Here is an 18,282-nt window from a genome sequence, read left to right on the forward strand (position 1 = left end):
GCTGTGCCTGAACGTGGAGGTGCTGTCCAGCGACGGCATGTCCATCGAGATGCGCGACACCGACGAGGACGTCTTCCGCGCGGCAGAGGAACTCGGCATCGACCTGTCACGCCGCCCCAACGAGGGCGCCATGAGCGTCGACGAAGTCTGATCTGGAAGCTGAGGGGATAAATAGTGCTCGACGTCAACTTCTTCGACGAGCTTCGGATCGGCCTCGCGACGGCCGACGATATCCGCCAGTGGTCGCACGGTGAGGTCAAGAAGCCCGAGACCATCAACTACCGGACTCTCAAGCCGGAAAAGGACGGACTCTTCTGCGAGAAGATCTTCGGCCCGACCCGCGACTGGGAGTGCTACTGCGGTAAGTACAAGCGTGTCCGCTTCAAGGGCATCATCTGTGAGCGCTGTGGCGTCGAGGTGACTCGCGCCAAGGTGCGGCGTGAGCGGATGGGCCACATCGAGCTGGCCGCGCCCGTCACCCACATCTGGTACTTCAAGGGCGTGCCCTCGCGCCTGGGGTACCTGCTCGACCTGGCCCCGAAGGACCTGGAGAAGGTCATCTACTTCGCGGCCTACATGATCACGCATGTCGACACCGAGATGCGTGAGCGTGACCTGCCCTCGCTCGAGGCGAAGATCTCCGTCGAGCGGCAGCACATCGAGCAGCGTCGTGATGCCGACATCGAGGCGCGCCAGAAGAAGCTCGAGGCCGACCTGGCCGAGCTCGAGGCCGCCGGTGCCAAGGGCGATCAGCGCCGCAAGGTGCGTGAGGGTGCCGAGCGCGAGATGCGCCAGCTCCGCGACCGGGCCCAGCGTGAGCTGGACCGGCTCGACGAGGTCTGGAGCCGCTTCAAGAACCTCAAGGTCCAGGACCTCGAGGGCGACGAGCTGCTCTACCGCGAGATGCGTGACCGCTTCGGCCGCTACTTCAAGGGCGGCATGGGCGCGCAGGCGATCCAGGACCGCCTGATCAGCTTCGACCTCGATGCCGAGGCCGAAAACCTGCGCGAGACCATCCGCAGCGGCAAGGGTCAGAAGAAGGCCCGCGCCCTCAAGCGGCTCAAGGTCGTCTCGGCGTTCCTCAACACGACGAACTCGCCGCGCGGCATGGTGCTCGACTGCATCCCGGTCATCCCGCCGGACCTGCGCCCGATGGTGCAGCTCGACGGTGGCCGGTTCGCGACCTCCGACCTGAACGACCTGTACCGCCGGGTCATCAACCGGAACAACCGCCTCAAGAGGCTTCTCGACCTCGGCGCGCCCGAGATCATCGTGAACAACGAGAAGCGGATGCTCCAGGAGGCCGTGGACGCGCTGTTCGACAACGGCCGCCGCGGTCGCCCGGTCACCGGCCCTGGCAACAGGCCGCTGAAGTCCCTCAGCGACATGCTGAAGGGTAAGCAGGGTCGTTTCCGCCAGAACCTGCTGGGCAAGCGAGTCGACTACTCCGGCCGTTCGGTCATCGTCGTCGGCCCGCAGCTGAAGCTGCACCAGTGCGGCCTGCCCAAGCAGATGGCGCTGGAGCTGTTCAAGCCGTTCGTGATGAAGAGGCTCGTGGACCTCAACCACGCGCAGAACATCAAGTCGGCCAAGCGGATGGTCGAGCGTGCCCGCCCGGTGGTGTGGGACGTGCTCGAAGAGGTCATCACCGAGCACCCGGTGCTGCTCAACCGGGCGCCCACCCTGCACAGGCTGGGCATCCAGGCCTTCGAGCCGCAGCTGGTCGAGGGCAAGGCCATCCAGATCCACCCGCTGGTCTGCACCGCCTTCAACGCCGACTTCGACGGCGACCAGATGGCCGTGCACCTGCCGCTGTCGGCCGAGGCGCAGGCCGAGGCCCGCATCCTGATGCTGTCGACGAACAACATCCTGAAGCCGGCCGACGGCAAGCCCGTGACGATGCCCACCCAGGACATGGTCATCGGCCTGTACTGGCTGACCACGCAGAAGGACGGCGCGGTCGGCGAGGGCCGGGTCTTCGGCTCCATCGCCGAGGCTCAGATGGCCTTCGACCGTCGCGAGCTGGAGATCCAGGCCAAGATCCAGATCAGGCTCAACGATGTCCTGCCCGCGCGCGACTGGGTCGCGCCTGAGGGCTGGGAGCAGGGTGACCCGATCCGCCTGGAGACCACCTTCGGCCGGTGCCTGTTCAACCAGACCCTGCCGGAGAGCTACCCGTTCGTTAACTTCCAGGTCGGCAAGAAGCAGCTGTCCACGATCGTCAACGAGCTGGCAGAGACCTACCCCAAGGTGGAGGTCGCCGCCTCGCTCGACGCGCTCAAGGACGCCGGCTTCCGCTGGGCGACCCGCTCCGGCGTCACGATCTCGATCGACGACGTCGTCGCGCCGCCCAACAAGGCCGACATCATGGAGAACTACGAGCGCCGGGCCGACAAGGTCCAGCGTGAGTACGAGCGCGGTCTGATCACCGACGAGGAGCGCCGCCAGGAGCTCATCGAGATCTGGACCCACGCCACCGCGGACGTCGAGACCGACATGGTCAACGCGTTCCCGGCGACGAACCCGGTCTGGATGATGGTCAACTCCGGCGCCCGCGGTAACAAGATGCAGGTCCGGCAGATCGCCGGTATCCGTGGCCTGGTGTCCAACACCAAGGGTGAGACGATCCCGCGTCCGATCAAGGCCTCCTTCCGTGAGGGCCTGTCGGTGCTGGAGTACTTCATCTCCACCCACGGCCAGCGGAAGGGTCTCGCCGACACCGCTCTGCGGACCGCCGACTCGGGTTACCTGACCCGTCGTCTGGTGGACGTGGCGCAGGACGTCATCGTGCGCGAGATCGACTGCGGCACCGACCGTGCGGTCCCGCTGCACGTCGGCGAGCGTGACGGCTCCGGCAACCTGGTCAAGGCCGAGAACGCCGAGTCCAACGTGCACGGCCGCATCCTGGCCGAGGACGTCGAGGTCGACGGCAAGGTCATCGTGTCCGCGGGTGTCGACATCAACGACATCCACGTCACGAAGCTCGTCGAGGCCGGCATCGAGACCGTCCGCACCCGCTCCGCGCTGGTGTGCGAGGCGAAGATCGGTGTCTGCGCGACCTGCTACGGCCGTTCGCTGGCCACCGGCAAGCTCGTGGACGTCGGCGAGGCGGTCGGCATCATCGCCGCCCAGTCGATCGGCGAGCCCGGCACCCAGCTGACGATGCGGACCTTCCACACCGGTGGTGTGGCGGGCGCCGACATCACCCACGGTCTGCCTCGTGTCCAGGAGCTCTTCGAGGCGCGCATCCCCAAGGGTGTCGCCCCGATCTCCGAGGCCGAGGGCCGCATCCGCATCGACGAGACCGACAAGACCAGGAAGCTCGTCATCACGCCGGACGACGGCTCCGACGAGATCGCCTACCCGGTCTCGATGCGCTCGCGGCTGCTGATCTCCGAGGGTCAGCACGTGGCGGTCGGCCAGCAGCTGGTCGCCGGTGCGGTCAACCCCAACGAGGTGCTGCGCATCCTCGGCCCCCGGGCCGTGCAGCTGCATCTGGTGGCTGAGGTCCAGCAGGTGTACCGCTCGCAGGGTGTGTCGATCCACGACAAGCACATCGAGATCATCGTTCGCCAGATGCTCAAGCGGGTGAACGTGCTCGAGTCCGGCGACACCGACCTGCTCCCCGGCGAGCTGGTCGAGCGTCCGCGCTTCGAGCAGATGAACCGCGAGACCGTGGCCGAGGGTGGTTCGCCCGCCGCCGGCCGTCCGGTCCTCATGGGCATCACCAAGGCGTCGCTGGCCACCGAGTCGTGGCTGTCGGCGGCCTCCTTCCAGGAGACCACCAGGGTCCTGACGGACGCGGCGATCCACGCCAAGTCCGACTCGCTCCTGGGCCTGAAGGAGAACGTCATCATCGGTAAGCTCATCCCGGCCGGCACGGGCATGCCCCAGTACCGCAACATCCGGGTCGAGCCCACCGAGGAGGCCAAGGCCGCGATGTACACGGTCGGTGGCTACGACGGCTCCGCGGCCGACTACACCTTCGGCACCGGCTCTGGCGAGGCGGTCCCCCTGGAGGAGTACGACTTCGGTCAGTACAACCGCTGATCCGCGCCTAGACGCCCAGTCCCTCAGGGGGCTGGGCGTCTTCGCGTTCTCTGCCCCTCTGCGCTCTCCATCCCTCCGTACGGGGCGTTCTCTATCTCTCTGTACGGCGAGCCACCGCCCCCGCCACCCGCCGCACTCCGGCCGCCCTCTGTCCAGGGAGACGCTCCTCCAGCGCCGCGGGGTCGCCCGCCGTTACGCCCCTCCGGAACCCGCGTCCCCCGGCCCCGGCTTCCCCGCCGCACACGGCGCCGACCTCCACCGACCCGCGTCCCGCCGACCCGGCGCCTGGTAACCCCGGGCCCGTTAGCGCTGCCCCGCAGAGGACAGCCTGTGCGGCCCAGGCTCTGCACTGCGAAGAGCGCCCAGCTTCCCCGCCGTACAGGGCGCCGACTTTCGCCGTCCCGCGTCCCGCCGACCCGGCGCCTGGTAACCCGGGCCCGTTAGCGCTGCCCCGCAGAGGGCTGCCCGTGCGGTCCAGGCTCTGCACTGCGAAGAGTGCCCGGCTTCCCCGCCGTACAGGGCGCCGACTTTCGCCGTCCCGCGTCTCGCCGGCCCGGCGCCTGGGAAAGCTCGGGCTCGGAAGCGCCCGGCGCCTGGGGGCGCCGGGCTGGGGTGGGTGTGCGGGCAGGGCCTCATCGTGAGGCCGCCCGAGCCGCGTCGTGGCAGACGGGGGTGGTTAGGTGCGGGTGGTGAGTTGGATTACTTCGCGGTCGTCGGTGCCGGGGGTGTCGATCCAGTTGAGGGCGATGAAGACGCGGGCTATGTCGTCGGGGTGGATGCGGATGCCGTCGCGGTCGACGATGACGCGGCCGTGGTCGTTCATCTTCAGCAGGTAGGACATGACCTCGGGCTGCTCGCAGGCCGTGCGCAGGGGAGTGCCTGTGCGCTGCTGGAACAGGCGGGCGTCCATGCCTTCCACCGTCGTCAGGGCCTGCGACAGGAAGTGCAGGGTGAGCTGCGGTGAGTCGGCGGGGGCGTTGACGTCGAAGGCCAGCGGGTTGGTGTTGTAGCGGGCCAGCTTGCCCTTCTCGTAGGTGAGGTAGCGGCGGCCGATCAGCGAGTTGGCGCCGGAGCCGAAGCCGATCCAGTCCATGCGCAGCTGGTAGTAGGCCTCGTCGGACTGGCACCGCGGAGCGCCGAAGTACGACATGGCGTACTCGGGGAACCCGGCGCCGGTCAGCAGCTCCCTGGTCAGCTCGTAGGCCGACAGCTGCATGTTGAGGTCGAGCTGCCCGCCCCTGTGCACCTGCTTGCGCAAGACCGTGCCAGGGCTGGCCCGGTAGGGGTAGATGGAGAAGTGGTTGACCGGCAGGCTGAGCGCCGTGCGGACCGACTCGGCCACCTCTTCTGAGCTCTGGCCGGGGAAGCCGACGATCAGGTCGATGTTGATGTTGCCGAAGCCCGCCTCGTGGGCGTCGCGCACGGCCTTCATCGCCTGGTCGGCGCCGTGGGCGCGGCCGATGCGGCGCAGCCGGGCGTCGTCGAAGGCCTGGACGCCGATGCTGATCCGGTTGAAGCCGACCCCGCGCAGTACCCGGAGCTTGTCCGGGGTGAGCGACTCCGGGCTGCCCTCGATCGTGGCCTCCCTGACGGTGCTCAGGTCGAACTCGTCGGCCAGCGCGCCGTACAGCGACTCGATCTCGCCGGTCGACAGGATGCTGGCCGTACCACCGCCCCAGTAGATGATGTCGGGGTGGTAGAGCTCGCGCAGCGTCGGCGACTGGACGCGGATCTGGGTTTTGATCGCCTCCAGGTAGGACTGGCGGGCGGGTGACTGCTCGCCCAGGCGCAGGTCACGGACGGGGACCTGGACGACCCAGTCGCAGAAGTGGCACTTGGAGTTGCAGAAGGGGATGTTGGCGTAGATGAGCAGGGGCTGGGTCATGCCGCACCTCTCACGGGCATCGTCCTGACGCCGAAGATCTGGCTCTCGTAGAAGGCCGGGGTGCCCGGCTGGATGGAGGAGAAGCGGCCGAGCAGGCGTTCGAGGGCGATGCGGCCCTCCAGGCGGCCGAGCTGCGCCCCCAGGCAGTAGTGCACGCCGTGGCCGAAGGCAAGCTGGCCGGTCAACGCGCGTCCCAGGTCGAAGCGTTCGGGGTCGTCGAAGTGGCGTTCGTCGTGGTTGGCCGACAGCAGCCAGGCCATGACGAACCTGTTGGCCGGGATGACGGTCCCGGACAGCTCGATCTCGGTCGTGGTGACGCGGCCTGCCTGCATGAACGGCGAGCGCAGGCGCATGCTCTCCTCCAGCGCCTGCGGGATCAGCGTCGGGTCGGCCCTGACCTTGCGTTCGGCCTCGGGCTCACCGGCCAGGCACAGCACGGTGTTGCCGATCATCACCGTGCTGGTGACGTGGCCGGCGAGCAGGATCAGGCTCGCGGTGTTGACCACCTGCTCGGGATCCAGCCGCTCGCCGTCGACCTCGGCCTGGACCAGGCGGGTGAGCAGGTCGTCGCGCGGTTCGCGGCGGCGCTGCTCGCAGTGGCCGCGCAGGTAGTCGTTCATCTCGGCCATGGCCTCGGCGACCGTGCGCGCCAGCGCGGGATCGGCGTAGTCGGCGACCTGCAGCGACATCAGCCGGTCGGACCAGGCCCGGAACAGGTCGCGGTCGGAGGCGGGCACGCCGAGCAGTTCGGCGATGACGATGACGGGCAGCGGGTAGGCCAGCTCGGCCACCAGGTCGAACTCCGGGCCCGGCAGGGCGTCGAGCAGCTCGTCGGCGATCTGCCCGACGCGCGGCTCGAGCGCCGCGATCGACTGCGGCGTGAACGCGGCGGTGATCAGCTTGCGCTGCCGCCGGTGCTCGGGCGGGTCGATCATGGTGATGCCGCCCTTGCCGAACCCGTCGGCCTGCGGCATCAGCCGGGTCCTGTCGCTGGAGAACCGCTGGTGGTCGCCCAGCACCGCGCGTACGTCGTCATGGCGGAAGACGTGGTGCATCCCAAAGGAGTCCACCCAGACCGGTTGGGAATCCCGCATCTCGCGGAGCCAGCCGAACAGCGCTCGCCCGCCGTCTTCACGGGAGGGGATCATCGGACCCGCACCGGCAGGCTCTTGACGCCGAACATGGGGTCCTCGTAGAACTCCAGCTTCGCGTCGGGGTCCACGGTGACCTCGGCGAACCTGTCGAAGATCAGCTCGAGCGCGACCTTGCCCTCCACCCGGGCGAGCGGCGCCCCGAGGCAGAAGTGGATGCCGTGGCCGAAGGCGTACTGCCGGTTGGGCTGCCTGGTCAGGTCCAGGGTGTAGGGGTCGGGGAACTGGCGCTCGTCGTAGTTGGCCGACAGCAGCCAGTTGATCACCATCGACCCCGCGGGCAGCGTGACCCCGGCGACCTCCACTTCGGCCGTGGGCAGCCTGGCCGCCTGCGTCAGCGGGGGCCGCAGCCTGAGCACCTCCTCGAAGGCCGGCCCGAGCAGCTCCGGATCCTCGCGTACGGCCCGCTCCACGCCGGGCTCGTCCCTGAAGCACAGGAACGCGTTCCCGAGCGCCATCGTGCTGGTGATCTGCCCGGCGAGCAGCAGCAGGCAGGCCGAGTTGACGATCTCGGCGTCGGTGAGCCTGTCGCCGTCGACCTCGGCCGCGACGAGCTGGCTGACCAGGTCGTCACGCGGGGAGACGCGGCGCTCGCGCACGTGTGTCATGACGTACTCGCCCATCTCGCGCATGGCCTCGCCGACCATCCGCCCGATCTCGATGTCGGTGGGGTCGTCGACGTGCAGGGCGACGAGCCTGTCGGCCCAGCCGCGGAACAGCTCACGGTCGTGGATGGGGATGCCGAGCAGCTCGGCGATGACCATGACGGGCAGCGGGTGGGCGATCTTCTCGACCAGGTCGAACTCGTCCCCGTCGATCTCGTCGAGCAGCTGGAGGGTCAGCTCACGGATGCGGGGGACCATGTCCGAGGACATCTTGGGGGTGAAGGCCTGACTGATCAGCTTGCGGAGCTTGCGGTGCTCCGGCGGGTCGGTGAGCATCAGGCTCCCGGCGCTGAAGGGATCCCCACCCGGACGCAGCCTGTTGATGTCAGAAGAAAAGGTTGCGTAGTCGGACATAACGCGCTGTATGTCGGCATGCCGGAAAACATGGAAGATACCGTAGGAATCCCGCCAGACAGGCTGCTCGTCCCGCATCTTGCCGAGCCACCGCAGGAGTTCTCCGCCGCCGTCCTTGATTCGCGGGCGCGCGCCCGCGGGCATCGTCATCGTCGGGCCGTCGTTCGTCATGGGTTCCTCGCAGGCAGAGTCGGAATGAGTTTCGCCCGGTATTTCTCGGCGGCTTGCGCGAAGATCGCGGCGGTGCGGTCGGCGTGCGGTTCGGCCGGCCAGGTCTCCGGCTCCATGGAACTCCTGATGACGTGCGCCAGGTCGGTGGCGCGCGTGTCCAGGGATGGGTGGGGGTCGACGATCTCCGCGTGCAGGTGGGACTTCACGAACCCGGACATCACGGCGTCGAGGGAGAAGTCGCTGCGGTGATTCCAGAGATCGTGCTCGGACAGCATGCGGAGATATTCAGTGAATGGCGAGAAGCCGGTGATTCTGTAGGGGTGGAATTCGAGTGTCGGGTCATCGCAGACCCGGCCGATCGTTTCCTTGTCATAGGTGTAGAGAGCGCGGAAGAGCGGATATTTGAAGACCAGGGTGAAGATCTCCCTGCAGAATTCTGATACGCGACTGGCGGCGGGGCGTAGCCGAACCAAGCGCCCGATCTCCTCGCAAACCGATACGATTTCGTGCGTGACAAGTGTTCGGATCAGATCGTCTTTGGTGTCCCAGCTGAGATAGATCGTTCCCTTGCCGACGTCGGCGCGGCGGGCGATCTCGTCCATGGTGGTCCGCTTGTAGCCGGAGCGCAGCAGCAGGCTCCGTGTCACGTCCATGGTCCGGCGTACCCGATCATCGCTGGTCCTGGCGGGTCCCCGCGTCGAGACAACGCTCATGGCCGGCGAGCTCCTTCCCCGTGAGAGCTGGTGCTTGTCAACATCCGTACCGCCACTCATTCGGAGTGGCCTGACACGAGGGCTCGGCTCGGCCTCTTTCCCCACGTGGGCTGGCCATTTCCCCCCATATCCTGTTTTGTTGACACTTGGAATATTCGGTCCTCCCCTCCTGGCTGACTGAAATTCAAATTTAGTCAGCGAGTTTCCGAATCTTGACCGGTTTCCATATTTACACCTAGCGTCGGCCACGTCGCAAGGGTGTGTTTATGTCCGAGATGGGACTTGCATGCCATTGCGCGAAATGGTCAACCAGCCATTAACCCCGGAAGGAGTGTCCGCATGGACCTCAACGACCTGCCCATGGACGTGTTCGAACTCCCCGAAGCCGGTACTGCGGTCGAGTCCCTGACCGCCGGTCACGGCATGACGGAGGTCGGTGCCTCCTGCAACTGCTTCTGCTACATCTGCTGCTCCTGCAGCGCCTGATCTAGAAGCGCGGGCGTCGCCTCGGCGGCGCCCGCGCCGCACCCGACGCGAGGAGATCCATGACGGTCATCGAGCAGCTCACCGCCGCGCCCGACGTCGCGGTCAGGCGCTGCGGCCTGCCGGCCGCCGCCCTGCGGTCGCTGCGCTGGGAGGAATCCCATGCCCTGGTGCTGCGGCTGCTCGCCGAGGGCGGGCGGCTGTCGGCCGAGGGAGAGCGACTGGCTGAGGAGCTGACCGGTGTCGTCGGCGAGCTGGACGGGTCGGCGCTGCGGCCGGTGGTGATCGGGTTGCGCAGGGCGCTGCACGCCCGCCGTACCCCCAAGGAGTGGAACGCCGAGGTCAGGGCCGCGCTGCCGGAGGGGATCGCGCGCCGGATCGAGGAGTGGACGCGGGCGATGGCCGCGCACGGGCACGAGCTGGCGCGGCTGCCCGGACTGGTGGAGCGGGAGAGCGCGGCCAAACAGGACGAGCTGCGCGCGATCGCGGCGGATCCCGGCTTCCGCAGGGGACTGGCGCTGGCAGGGCCCGAGCTGGCGGCCGAGCTCGACAGGTGGATCGCCGACCCCGCGCGCACGCCCAAGCCGCAGAAGCTGATCCGGCTGGCCAAGTACGTCGCGCGGGCCGCCGCCAAGACCAGCCCCTACAGCATGTTCACCGGCACGGGTCCGGCGCTCTGGGGCGACAGCGAGTCCGTCCACGACACCGAGCTGCTGCCGGTGCTGGAACCCGCGGGACACCCGCGGCCCGAGACGCTGCCCGCGCTGGTCAGGCTGAACCCGTCGGCCACCGTCATCGGTGACCGCGTCGAGTTCGTCGGCCCGCCGCCGGACGAGCCGCTGGTCGGCCTCGGGCTCACCGACGCGGTCCGCGCCTGCCTGCGCGCCGTCGAGGGCACCGATTGGACCACGCTCGACGACCTGGCCGCGGCGCTCGGCGCCGACCACGCCTCGGTCGCCCGCTTCGCCGGCGCCCTCCTGCGCGCGGGCCTGCTCGAACCACATCCGGCCGAGCCCGCACGCGACGACCTGGCCCAGGCCCAGCACACCACGGACCCGGCCCGCTTCCGCAGGCTCCTGGCCGATATCCCGGGCGAGCTCCACGAGGTGGCCGTCTCCACCACCCCGATGGCCACGCTGCGCCATGACCGCTGGCAGGAGCGCCTGCACGACCTGGACGTCGTGCGCCGCTGGCTGGCCGTCTTCGACGCCAAAACCCCTATGCGGCTGGCCGTCGCGGACTTGCTGCACAAGAGGTACGGCACGGCCCCCAAGGTCCCCTTCCTCACCCTCCACCGTCTGGTCCAGGAGGCCGTGGCCGCGAGCGACCCCGAGCTGAGCACGTTCCTGGCGGCAGCCTGGACCCAGCCGCTGGCCGGATCCTCCTTACCCCTGGTGCGCGAGCTCGACAGGTTCAGAGCGGAGGCCAGGACCCTGGCACTGTCGGCCGAGGACGCCACCGGCACCAGCAGGGTCCCGATCGAGGCGCTGGAGGCGCAGCTGGCCGAGCGGCCCGCCTGGATCGCCACCCCGCGCTCGTCGGCCTGCTACGTCCAGGTCGCCGGCGACGACCTGGTGCTCAACGTGATCCACGGCGGGCACGGGCGGGCGCTGCGCAGGCTCGACCACCTGATCGAGCGCGCGTCCGGCCTGACCGTCGCGCCGCCCCTCCTGGAGGACCCCGAGGGCGCCGTCTACGCCGAGCTGACCGGATCGCTCGGCTCCACGCTCAACAACCGCCCGCCGAGCACCCTCCATCAGATCGACTACCCGCACTCCCCGGCCGCGGGGCCGGGCGAGAACCGCCTGCCTCTGCGCGACCTGCACGTCGTCATCGACCCCGCGACCGGGCTGCCGGCCCTCTGGTCGGACCGGCTCGGCCTCCAGGTCGTCCCGCTCCACCTGGGCATGGCGGCCGAGTTCCAGCTGCCCCCCGCCGCCCGCTTCATCGAGCGGGTCTTCGGCCCCGGCTATCTGCTGCACCCCAGCTCGCCGCCGCTGATCAGGCTGGACAGGGTGCCCGGTACGGTCACCCGCTACCCGCGCGTCGAGGCAGGGCGCGTCGTGGTGCAGCGCAGGCGCTGGCTGTCACCGGCCGCCGACCTGCCGATGCGGGCCAAGGGGGAGGGCGACGCGGCGTTCCTGCTGCGGCTGGCCGCATGGCTCGGCGAGCACGGGATCCCGGAGCGGACGTTCGTGCGCGCCTGGCCCGAGCAGACCGGCGCCGGACAGGACAAGGCCCGCAAACCCCTCTACCTCGACCTGGGCGACCTGTTCCTGGTCAAGGTCTTCGAACGGCAGGTGCGCGGGTGCGCGTTCGCCCTGTTCGAGGAGGCGCTGCCCGACCCGCTCGACGTCCAGGACCGGGTGACCGAGTACCTGGTCGAGGTGGGCCGATGAGCTGGGTCAGCGCCCACGTGTTCTCCCAGGGCTCGCTCGACGACATGATCGTCGAGCTGGCCGGGCCGCTGCTCGGCGAGACGGGTTTCTTCCTGCGTTACTGGGAGGGCGGGCCGCACCTGCGTATCAGGGTGCGCGACACGGCCGCCGAGGTGGTGGTCAAGCAGGCCGGGTCCTGGCTGCGCGACCACCCGTCCGTGGCGGTCATCGACCCCGAGGAGTACGCCAGGCTGGCCGAGACCCTGGCCGCCAGGGAGGGCGTGTCCGACTACGTCCGCGGGATGTTCCCCAACGACAGCGTCCAGCTCATCCCCTACCGCCCCGAACACGACAGGTACGGCACGGGCGCGTCGCTCGAGGCCGTCGAGAGGCACTTCCACGAGTCGAGCAGGATCGCGCTCGAACTCCTTGCCGCACGGCTGCCGCCCGGCAGGCGCGACACCGCGTGGCTGACCATGCTGCTCGTCGCCTGGGAGGTCACCGGGCCCGAGCCGGGACCCGTCGCGCCGCCGGACGAGCGGCTGGAGTCGCTGGCCGTACACGCCAGGAAGGTCGTCGCGGAGGGGACGCCAGGCGGTGTGGTCGGCGGGTGGCACGCGTCGGTGCGGGCGCTGGCGGGAGAGCTGGAGCGGGCCGGGTTCGACCGGGGGCGGGTGGCCAGGACGGTCGATCTGTGCGCGCACCTGCTGGCCAACCGGCTCGGTATCCGGGTGCACGAGGAGGCGCGGCTGCGCGCCATGGGACGGCGGGCGGTGCGGGCATGAGCTGGACACGGCTGCGGGTCGACTATCACGGCGGTCCGATGGACCCGCTGATCCTCGACGGGCTGCGGCCCGCGATCGAAGGGCGGCGGGCCTACTTCGTCAGGCACTGGGTGCGGGGGCCGCACCTGCGGGTGTACGTCGACGGCCCGGCGGGACCGGTGGCGGACGGGATCCGCCGCTACCTCGCGGAGCATCCATCAGCGGGCGCCGACGCCGGGGCGCTGCTGCCGCTGCACAGGCGGCTGGCCGAACTCGAGGACGAGCCGGGCCCGCTGACGCCGTGGCAGCCCGACAACACGGTGACGCAGGAGCCGGTCGAGCCGCGCGACGACCTCGGCGCGTTCCTCGCCGACTGCTACGCCGCCGCCACGCCCGCCGCCTTCGACGCGCTCGAACGGGTCAGGGCGGGCACGCCGCTGCCTTCGCTGGCCTTCGACCTGGTGGTCGCCACCGCGCACCGGCTCTCCGAGGGCGGCCTGGCGGCCTCGCGCAGATCGCTGCGCTCGCACGCCGAGGCCTACCTGGCCAGGCAGGGCGACGTCCGCGCCCGCTGGCAGGCCCAGTACCTGACCAACAGGGACGCGCTGACCGCCAGGGTCTCCGCCATCATCGGCGGCGCCTGGCCGGCGGGCACCCGCGCATGGGTCGACCTGCTGACGCCGCTGCGCGACCGCGGCCGCGCGCTCGTCGACCAGGGCAGGATCAAGCTGGAGTACGGCACGGCCACGGCCGCCCCCGGGCTGCCCGCGCTCACGGAGGTGTCCGGGTTCCACCGCGCGCTCGAGGACGACGCGAGCTGGCTGGAACTGCGCGACTCGCCGGGGTTCGCGACCTACCGGCTCGTCCTCAACTGCACCTACCTGCACCTGACCAGGCTGGGGCTGACGCCGGACCGGCGCTTCCTGGTCTGCTACCTGGCCGCGTGCGCCGCCGACGACGTGCTCGAGGCGGTGGCCCGATGACGCTGTACCACCTGCGGGCGGGCGTCCACCTGGCCCGGCTGGACAGCGGGGCGCGGCTGTTCGCCTGGCCGCACGCCGAGACGCTGGGGGAGCTGGACGAGGAGGAGTACGGCCTGCTGCGCGAGCTGGCCTCCGGACCGAGGAACGCGAGCGGGCCGCTGGTGGACCGGCTGCTGGCCGGCGGCTGGCTCAAGATCACCATCACTGGGGACGGCGGGCCGCTCTACACGCTTGACCCGCTCAAGGCGCCGCCCGCGCGTCCCGGGATCTCGGGCCGCTGGGTGCTCTCCAAGTTCGCCGCGGTGCGCAGGGAGGCGGGCGGGGTCGTCGTGCGGTCCCCGCTGGCCTGGTGCGACCTGTGGATCCACGATCACTCGCTGCTGGCCGACGTGGTCGAGCCCGGTGGCCGGCTCCTGGGCGATCTGGTGTGGGCGGGGCTCGCCGTACCGGAGGGGAGCGAAGAGGGAGAGCTGCGGTCGGCGCAGTGGAGCCCGCAGGAGCTGGAGTTCCACGACCGCAGCCGTGTCGGGTTCCGCGGATATCTCGGTGACGGCTTCGGCGGGACGTTCTGGGCGCGGGGGCGCTTCGAGCCCGAGCCGGCCAGGCCCGAGCCGTACCCGGGGACCGTGGTGGAGCTGCCGCGCCCGGACCTGGCGGAGTTGAAGGATCCCGCCCTCACCGACGTCCTGGAGGGGCGGCGCTCGCGCAGGGAGCACGACGACGAGCGGCCCGTCGGCCTGGCGCAGCTGGGAGAGCTGCTCTACCGCGCGGCCCGGGTCAGGGAGCAGTGGACGGCCGACGACGTGGAGTACACCAGCAAGCCCTACCCCTCGGGCGGCTCGGTGTACGAGCTGGAGCTCTACCCCGTGATCAGGCACGCCGCCGGGATCGCGCCGGGGATGTACCACTACGACGCCCACAACCACGTGCTCAGACTGGTGCGCGAGGCCGGCCACCCGGCGGTGCGCAGGCTGCTGACCGTGGCCGGCCACGGCGCGGCGACCGGACGGCGCCCCCAGGTCCTGCTGGCGGTCTCCGCCAGGGCCGGACGGATCCTGTGGAAGTACGAGGGCATGGGATACGCGCTCATGCTCAAGCACGTCGGCGTGCTCTATCAGACCCTCTACCTGGTGGCCACCGCGATGGGGCTGGCGGCGTGCGGGCTGGGCGGCGGCGACTCGGTCGCGTTCGCCGAGGCCACAGGCCGCGACCCGCTGCGCGAGTGCGCGGTCGGCGAATTCATGATCGGAAGCGTGGAACCATGACGTTCAAGCCGAGACTGCCCGACGACGTCCGCTACGCCCCCACCCCGGCGGGGGTGGCCTTCCTGACGGGGGATGGCGTGGTGCAGCTCAACGGGCGCTCGATCCACCAGTGGGTGGACAGGCTGGCCGCCCACCTCGACGGCGCCGTCACCCTGGAGGAGCTGACCGCCGGGATGCCCGACGACCGGCGCGCCTTCGTGACCGGGCTGATCACGGCGCTGCGCGAGCGGGGGATCGTCGAGGACGCCTCGACCCCGTCGACGCTGCGGATCAGGAAGGGCACCATCGGCGCGCTGCTGACCGACGACGAGCGCTGCGCCGCGCTGACGGACGCGCTGGCCGAGGCCATGCGCAGGCTCGGGCTCGACGTCTGGCGCGGACCGTCGGGCTCGTTCGTCGGCGAGGCCGGCGTGCATGTCGCCGCCGCCGACGAGGCGGGCCTGCGGGCCGCCGAACGCCTGGACGCGGCGGGAATCGCCGTCACGCACGTGCTGGTCGGCGAGGGCGAGGTGTGGTGGGGCGCCGGGCCGCTGGCCCCGGGCTGGCGGCGGCTGCAGGCCATGCGCCCGCCCGAGCCGCCGTCCGACCCCTGCCTGTCGCAGGTCGCCGCCACCGTGATCGCCGGGCAGGTCGTGGCCGACCTCGGCCGCGGGCTCACCGGCACACCCGGCGGCTCACGGGTCCTGCGCGCGGTCGACCTGGCCACGCTCAGCACCCGCAGCCACGCCTACCTGCCGCACCCAGCCACCCGCCCGGCGGGCGAGGGCACCCTGGGCGAGCCGATGGGTGAGGAGGAGTTCTCCCGCCGCGCCGCCAGCCTCATGGACGACAGGACCGGCGTCTTCACCGCCCTCGACGAGGGCCCCTTCGGCCAGCTGCCGCTGCACGTCTCCGCCGCGACCGTGGCCGACCCCATGGGCCTGCTCGGCAGCGACCGGATCCAGGTGCTGGGCGTCGGCCCCGACTTCGCCACCTCCCGCTACCGCGCCGCGCTGCGGGCGCTGACCGCCCACGCGCTGCTGGCCCTCGACCCGCGCCGCCTCACCGACGGGCACGTGCGGGGGCGCGACCTCGCCGACGGCTCCACCGTGCTCCTGCCGGCCGACCGCGTCTTCGCCCTGACCCCGCAACGGACGCTCCCGCCGGGCGCGGCCGCCGCGTACTCCACGCCCGACGCCCTGCTCGCGGGCCTGCTGTCCCTCTGCGCCGGGCTGGCCCGCTTCGACCGGCCGCTGCCCGCCGTCACCGTGCCCGGCCCCTCGCGGTCGCTGACGCTCCTTGAGTCGTACGGCCGGCCGTACGGGATCGTGGACGCCTCCGGCGAGACGGGCGTGCCCATCCTGGCGGGAACCCTGGACGGACGCCTGGTGACCTGCGCCGCGGGCACGACGCCGGCCGAGGCCGCCGAGGCCGTGCTCGAGGGGATCCTGCGGGCACACCAGGGCATCCCCCAGGACGTCCCCGTGCTGGAACTGGACGTCCAGGTCGACGGGGAGACACCCCTGGGGACGGCACGGGTGGAGGCGGCCGACCTGGTGGCCGCGCTGGCACGCGCGGGCAGGCGGCCCGCGGTAGTCATGCTCGACCACGATCCGGAGGTGCACGCCCTGATGCCGCACGTCATCCGCGTTGTCACGGAGCCCGCCGATGCCTGAGGCCTGGGGGGACGGCCTGCTGGCCAGGGAGATCGGTGAGCAGCCCGTGCTGGTGGTGGCCGCCGACGGCTGGGACGACTCCGACCACGAGCGCGCCCGGCGCACCGGGCAGGCGTGGCTGCCGGTCAGGGTGGAGCACGGCACCGCCGTCATCGGCCCGCTCGAACGCCCCGGCACGCCCGGCTGCGTGACCTGCTTCGAGACCCGGCGGCGCAGGGCCAGGACCGATACCGAGGCGCGCGAGGCCATCCTGGCGGTGCACGGGCGGGAGCTGGCCAAGGCGGCCTCGCCGTACCTGGACGAGCTGGGCGCGCGCACGGTCGCGGCGCTGACCGGACACCTGATCGCGGACCCCGGGCACGCCGTCTGGTACGTGGACCTGCGGACGCTCGCCGTCGAACGGCACGCCTTCCTGCCCGAGCCGCTCTGCCAGGACTGCGGTGACCTGCCCGGCGACGCGCCGGAGCCGATCGAGCTGGGGCCGACACGCTGGGGCGCGGGCTACCGGGTACGCAACGTGCTCGACGAGCACCAGGCCCTGCTCGACGCCTACGTGGACGGCGAATGCGGGCTCATCAGGCCGCTGGTCAGGGACACCCTCGGCGGCCTGGTGATCGCGGGCGCGATGCTGCCGCTGCGCTTCGAGGGCGGGACCGAGCCGGGCGTGGGCCGCACCCGCGACTACCGGTCGAGCGAGGTCACCGCCGTGCTCGAGGCGCTGGAGCGGTGGGGCGGCGTCGAGCCGGGCGGCAAGCGCACCACGGTCAGGGCCGCCTACCGCGACCTGGCGCCCGACGCGCTAGACCCGCGCGTGCTGGGCGTGCACGATTCCGCTTCCTACGACAGGCAGGGGTTCGCCTTCCGGCCCTTCGCCGAGGACGTGCCGTGCGAGTGGGTGTGGGGACACTCCTTCGCCAGGAAGGCGCCCATCCTCGTGCCGGAGAGCCTGGCGTACTACCACGTGCGCGGCAGGGACAAGCCGTTCGTCTACGAGATCTCCAACGGCTGCGCGCTCGGCGGCAGCCTCGCGGAGGCCGTCCTCTACGGCCTGCTGGAGACCGTCGAGCGCGACGCGTTCCTGATGACCTGGTACGGCAGGCGTCCCGCGCCCAGGATCGACCTGTCGACGGCCCGCGACACGACGATCCCCGTGCAGGCGGCGGCGATCACCGCCGAGACCGGCTACCGGGTGGAGCTGTACGACACGACCACCGAGTACGGCATCGCGTCGGTGTGGGCGCTCGCGGTCCGGATGGGCGACGACCAGGCCAGGCCGCGGATGGTCTGCGCGGCGGGCGCGCACCTGGATCCGGAGAAGGCCGTGATGGGCGCGCTCAGCGAGCTCGGCCCGCTGCTGGCCGACCTGATCCGCCGCTACCCCGACGACGCCGACAGAGCCCGCCAGATGGTGGAAAATCCGGACCTGGTGGAGACCATGCACGACCACTCCACTCTCTACGGCGCCGACGCCGCCTTCGACCGGCTGTCCTTCCTCACCGAGGGCACCGCCATCCGGGCGCTGCCTGACATGCCACGCATCACCGAGGACCTGCCCGAGATCATCGCCAGGTTCCCCGACGTCGTCGTCGTCGACCAGACCACGCCGGAGCACCGCGCCCGCGACTTCTCCTGCGTCAAGGTCCTCGTCCCCGGCGCGATCCCGATGACCTTCGGCCACCACCACCGCAGGACGGCCGGGTTGTCCCGGCTGCCCGCCGACCTCAACCCCTACCCCCACCCCTTCCCCTGACGGACTGCTCCGGCT

At 70.7% G+C, this 18,282-nt stretch carries 12 protein-coding genes; 8 read left to right on the plus strand and 4 right to left on the minus strand.

Going from position 1 to position 18,282, the window contains the following annotated elements; all coding sequences use genetic code 11:
- Positions 1–174 precede the first annotated feature (174 nt).
- The gene (locus KIK09_RS51100) at positions 175–4,050 is read left to right on the plus strand and encodes a DNA-directed RNA polymerase subunit beta' (protein ID WP_214326876.1); all 3,876 of its coding nucleotides are present in this window, start codon (positions 175–177) and stop codon (positions 4,048–4,050) included.
- A 676-nt stretch (positions 4,051–4,726) separates the two neighbouring features.
- Here KIK09_RS51100 and KIK09_RS51105 read toward each other — a convergent pair.
- From KIK09_RS51105 to KIK09_RS51120, 4 genes are read right to left on the minus strand one after another with little or no spacing between them, the layout of a single operon-like run.
- Positions 4,727–5,935: a coproporphyrinogen-III oxidase family protein gene (locus KIK09_RS51105; RefSeq protein WP_214326877.1), complete on the minus strand. Its 1,209-nt coding sequence runs from the start codon at positions 5,933–5,935 to the stop codon at positions 4,727–4,729.
- The gene (locus tag KIK09_RS51110) at positions 5,932–7,083 is read right to left on the minus strand and encodes a cytochrome P450 (RefSeq protein ID WP_214326878.1); all 1,152 of its coding nucleotides are present in this window, start codon (positions 7,081–7,083) and stop codon (positions 5,932–5,934) included. Before KIK09_RS51110 ends, KIK09_RS51105 begins: the two co-directional genes overlap by 4 nt.
- The gene (locus KIK09_RS51115; protein WP_214326879.1) at positions 7,080–8,276 is read right to left on the minus strand and encodes a cytochrome P450; all 1,197 of its coding nucleotides are present in this window, start codon (positions 8,274–8,276) and stop codon (positions 7,080–7,082) included. The genes KIK09_RS51110 and KIK09_RS51115 overlap by 4 nt, the downstream gene beginning before the upstream one ends.
- Positions 8,273–8,989: a TetR/AcrR family transcriptional regulator gene (locus KIK09_RS51120; RefSeq protein WP_214326880.1), complete on the minus strand. Its 717-nt coding sequence runs from the start codon at positions 8,987–8,989 to the stop codon at positions 8,273–8,275. Before KIK09_RS51120 ends, KIK09_RS51115 begins: the two co-directional genes overlap by 4 nt.
- A gap of 339 nt (positions 8,990–9,328) precedes the next feature.
- Here KIK09_RS51120 and KIK09_RS51125 point away from each other — a divergent pair, with 339 nt between their 5' ends.
- From KIK09_RS51125 to KIK09_RS51155, 7 genes are read left to right on the plus strand one after another with little or no spacing between them, the layout of a single operon-like run.
- Positions 9,329–9,475, plus strand: coding sequence for a thiomuracin/GE37468 family thiazolyl RiPP peptide (locus tag KIK09_RS51125; RefSeq protein WP_214326881.1), 147 nt, complete (start codon positions 9,329–9,331; stop codon positions 9,473–9,475).
- Positions 9,476–9,534: 59 nt separating this feature from the next.
- A complete protein-coding gene (locus KIK09_RS51130; RefSeq protein WP_214326882.1) occupies positions 9,535–11,871 on the plus strand; it encodes a lantibiotic dehydratase in 2,337 nt (778 codons plus the stop codon).
- Positions 11,868–12,635, plus strand: a complete 768-nt coding sequence (locus KIK09_RS51135) for a lantibiotic dehydratase C-terminal domain-containing protein (protein ID WP_214326883.1) — start codon at positions 11,868–11,870, stop codon at positions 12,633–12,635. Before KIK09_RS51130 ends, KIK09_RS51135 begins: the two co-directional genes overlap by 4 nt.
- Positions 12,632–13,597, plus strand: coding sequence for a lantibiotic dehydratase C-terminal domain-containing protein (locus KIK09_RS51140; protein ID WP_214326884.1), 966 nt, complete (start codon positions 12,632–12,634; stop codon positions 13,595–13,597). Before KIK09_RS51135 ends, KIK09_RS51140 begins: the two co-directional genes overlap by 4 nt.
- Positions 13,594–14,862 (plus strand): SagB family peptide dehydrogenase, encoded by a 1,269-nt coding sequence (locus KIK09_RS51145; protein ID WP_214326885.1) that lies wholly within the window; start codon positions 13,594–13,596, stop codon positions 14,860–14,862. The genes KIK09_RS51140 and KIK09_RS51145 overlap by 4 nt, the downstream gene beginning before the upstream one ends.
- Entirely contained in the window at positions 14,859–16,517 is a 1,659-nt protein-coding gene (locus KIK09_RS51150; RefSeq protein WP_214326886.1) for a YcaO-like family protein, read from the plus strand. The genes KIK09_RS51145 and KIK09_RS51150 overlap by 4 nt, the downstream gene beginning before the upstream one ends.
- Entirely contained in the window at positions 16,510–18,267 is a 1,758-nt protein-coding gene (locus KIK09_RS51155; RefSeq protein WP_214326887.1) for a TOMM precursor leader peptide-binding protein, read from the plus strand. Before KIK09_RS51150 ends, KIK09_RS51155 begins: the two co-directional genes overlap by 8 nt.
- Positions 18,268–18,282 lie beyond the last annotated feature (15 nt).

The organism is Nonomuraea sediminis (assembly GCF_018531495.1).
Lineage (GTDB): Bacteria > Actinomycetota > Actinomycetes > Streptosporangiales > Streptosporangiaceae > Nonomuraea > Nonomuraea sediminis.

Coding starts and splice junctions, on each gene's coding strand:
- KIK09_RS51105 (WP_214326877.1), bottom strand. CDS start 5,935: ATGACCCAGCCCCTGCTCATCTACGCCAACATCCCCTTCTGCAACTCC.
- KIK09_RS51110 (WP_214326878.1), bottom strand. CDS start 7,083: ATGATCCCCTCCCGTGAAGACGGCGGGCGAGCGCTGTTCGGCTGGCTC.
- KIK09_RS51115 (WP_214326879.1), bottom strand. CDS start 8,276: ATGACGAACGACGGCCCGACGATGACGATGCCCGCGGGCGCGCGCCCG.
- KIK09_RS51120 (WP_214326880.1), bottom strand. CDS start 8,989: ATGAGCGTTGTCTCGACGCGGGGACCCGCCAGGACCAGCGATGATCGG.
- KIK09_RS51125 (WP_214326881.1), top strand. CDS start 9,329: ATGGACCTCAACGACCTGCCCATGGACGTGTTCGAACTCCCCGAAGCC.
- KIK09_RS51130 (WP_214326882.1), top strand. CDS start 9,535: ATGACGGTCATCGAGCAGCTCACCGCCGCGCCCGACGTCGCGGTCAGG.
- KIK09_RS51135 (WP_214326883.1), top strand. CDS start 11,868: ATGAGCTGGGTCAGCGCCCACGTGTTCTCCCAGGGCTCGCTCGACGAC.
- KIK09_RS51140 (WP_214326884.1), top strand. CDS start 12,632: ATGAGCTGGACACGGCTGCGGGTCGACTATCACGGCGGTCCGATGGAC.
- KIK09_RS51145 (WP_214326885.1), top strand. CDS start 13,594: ATGACGCTGTACCACCTGCGGGCGGGCGTCCACCTGGCCCGGCTGGAC.
- KIK09_RS51150 (WP_214326886.1), top strand. CDS start 14,859: ATGACGTTCAAGCCGAGACTGCCCGACGACGTCCGCTACGCCCCCACC.
- KIK09_RS51155 (WP_214326887.1), top strand. CDS start 16,510: ATGCCTGAGGCCTGGGGGGACGGCCTGCTGGCCAGGGAGATCGGTGAG.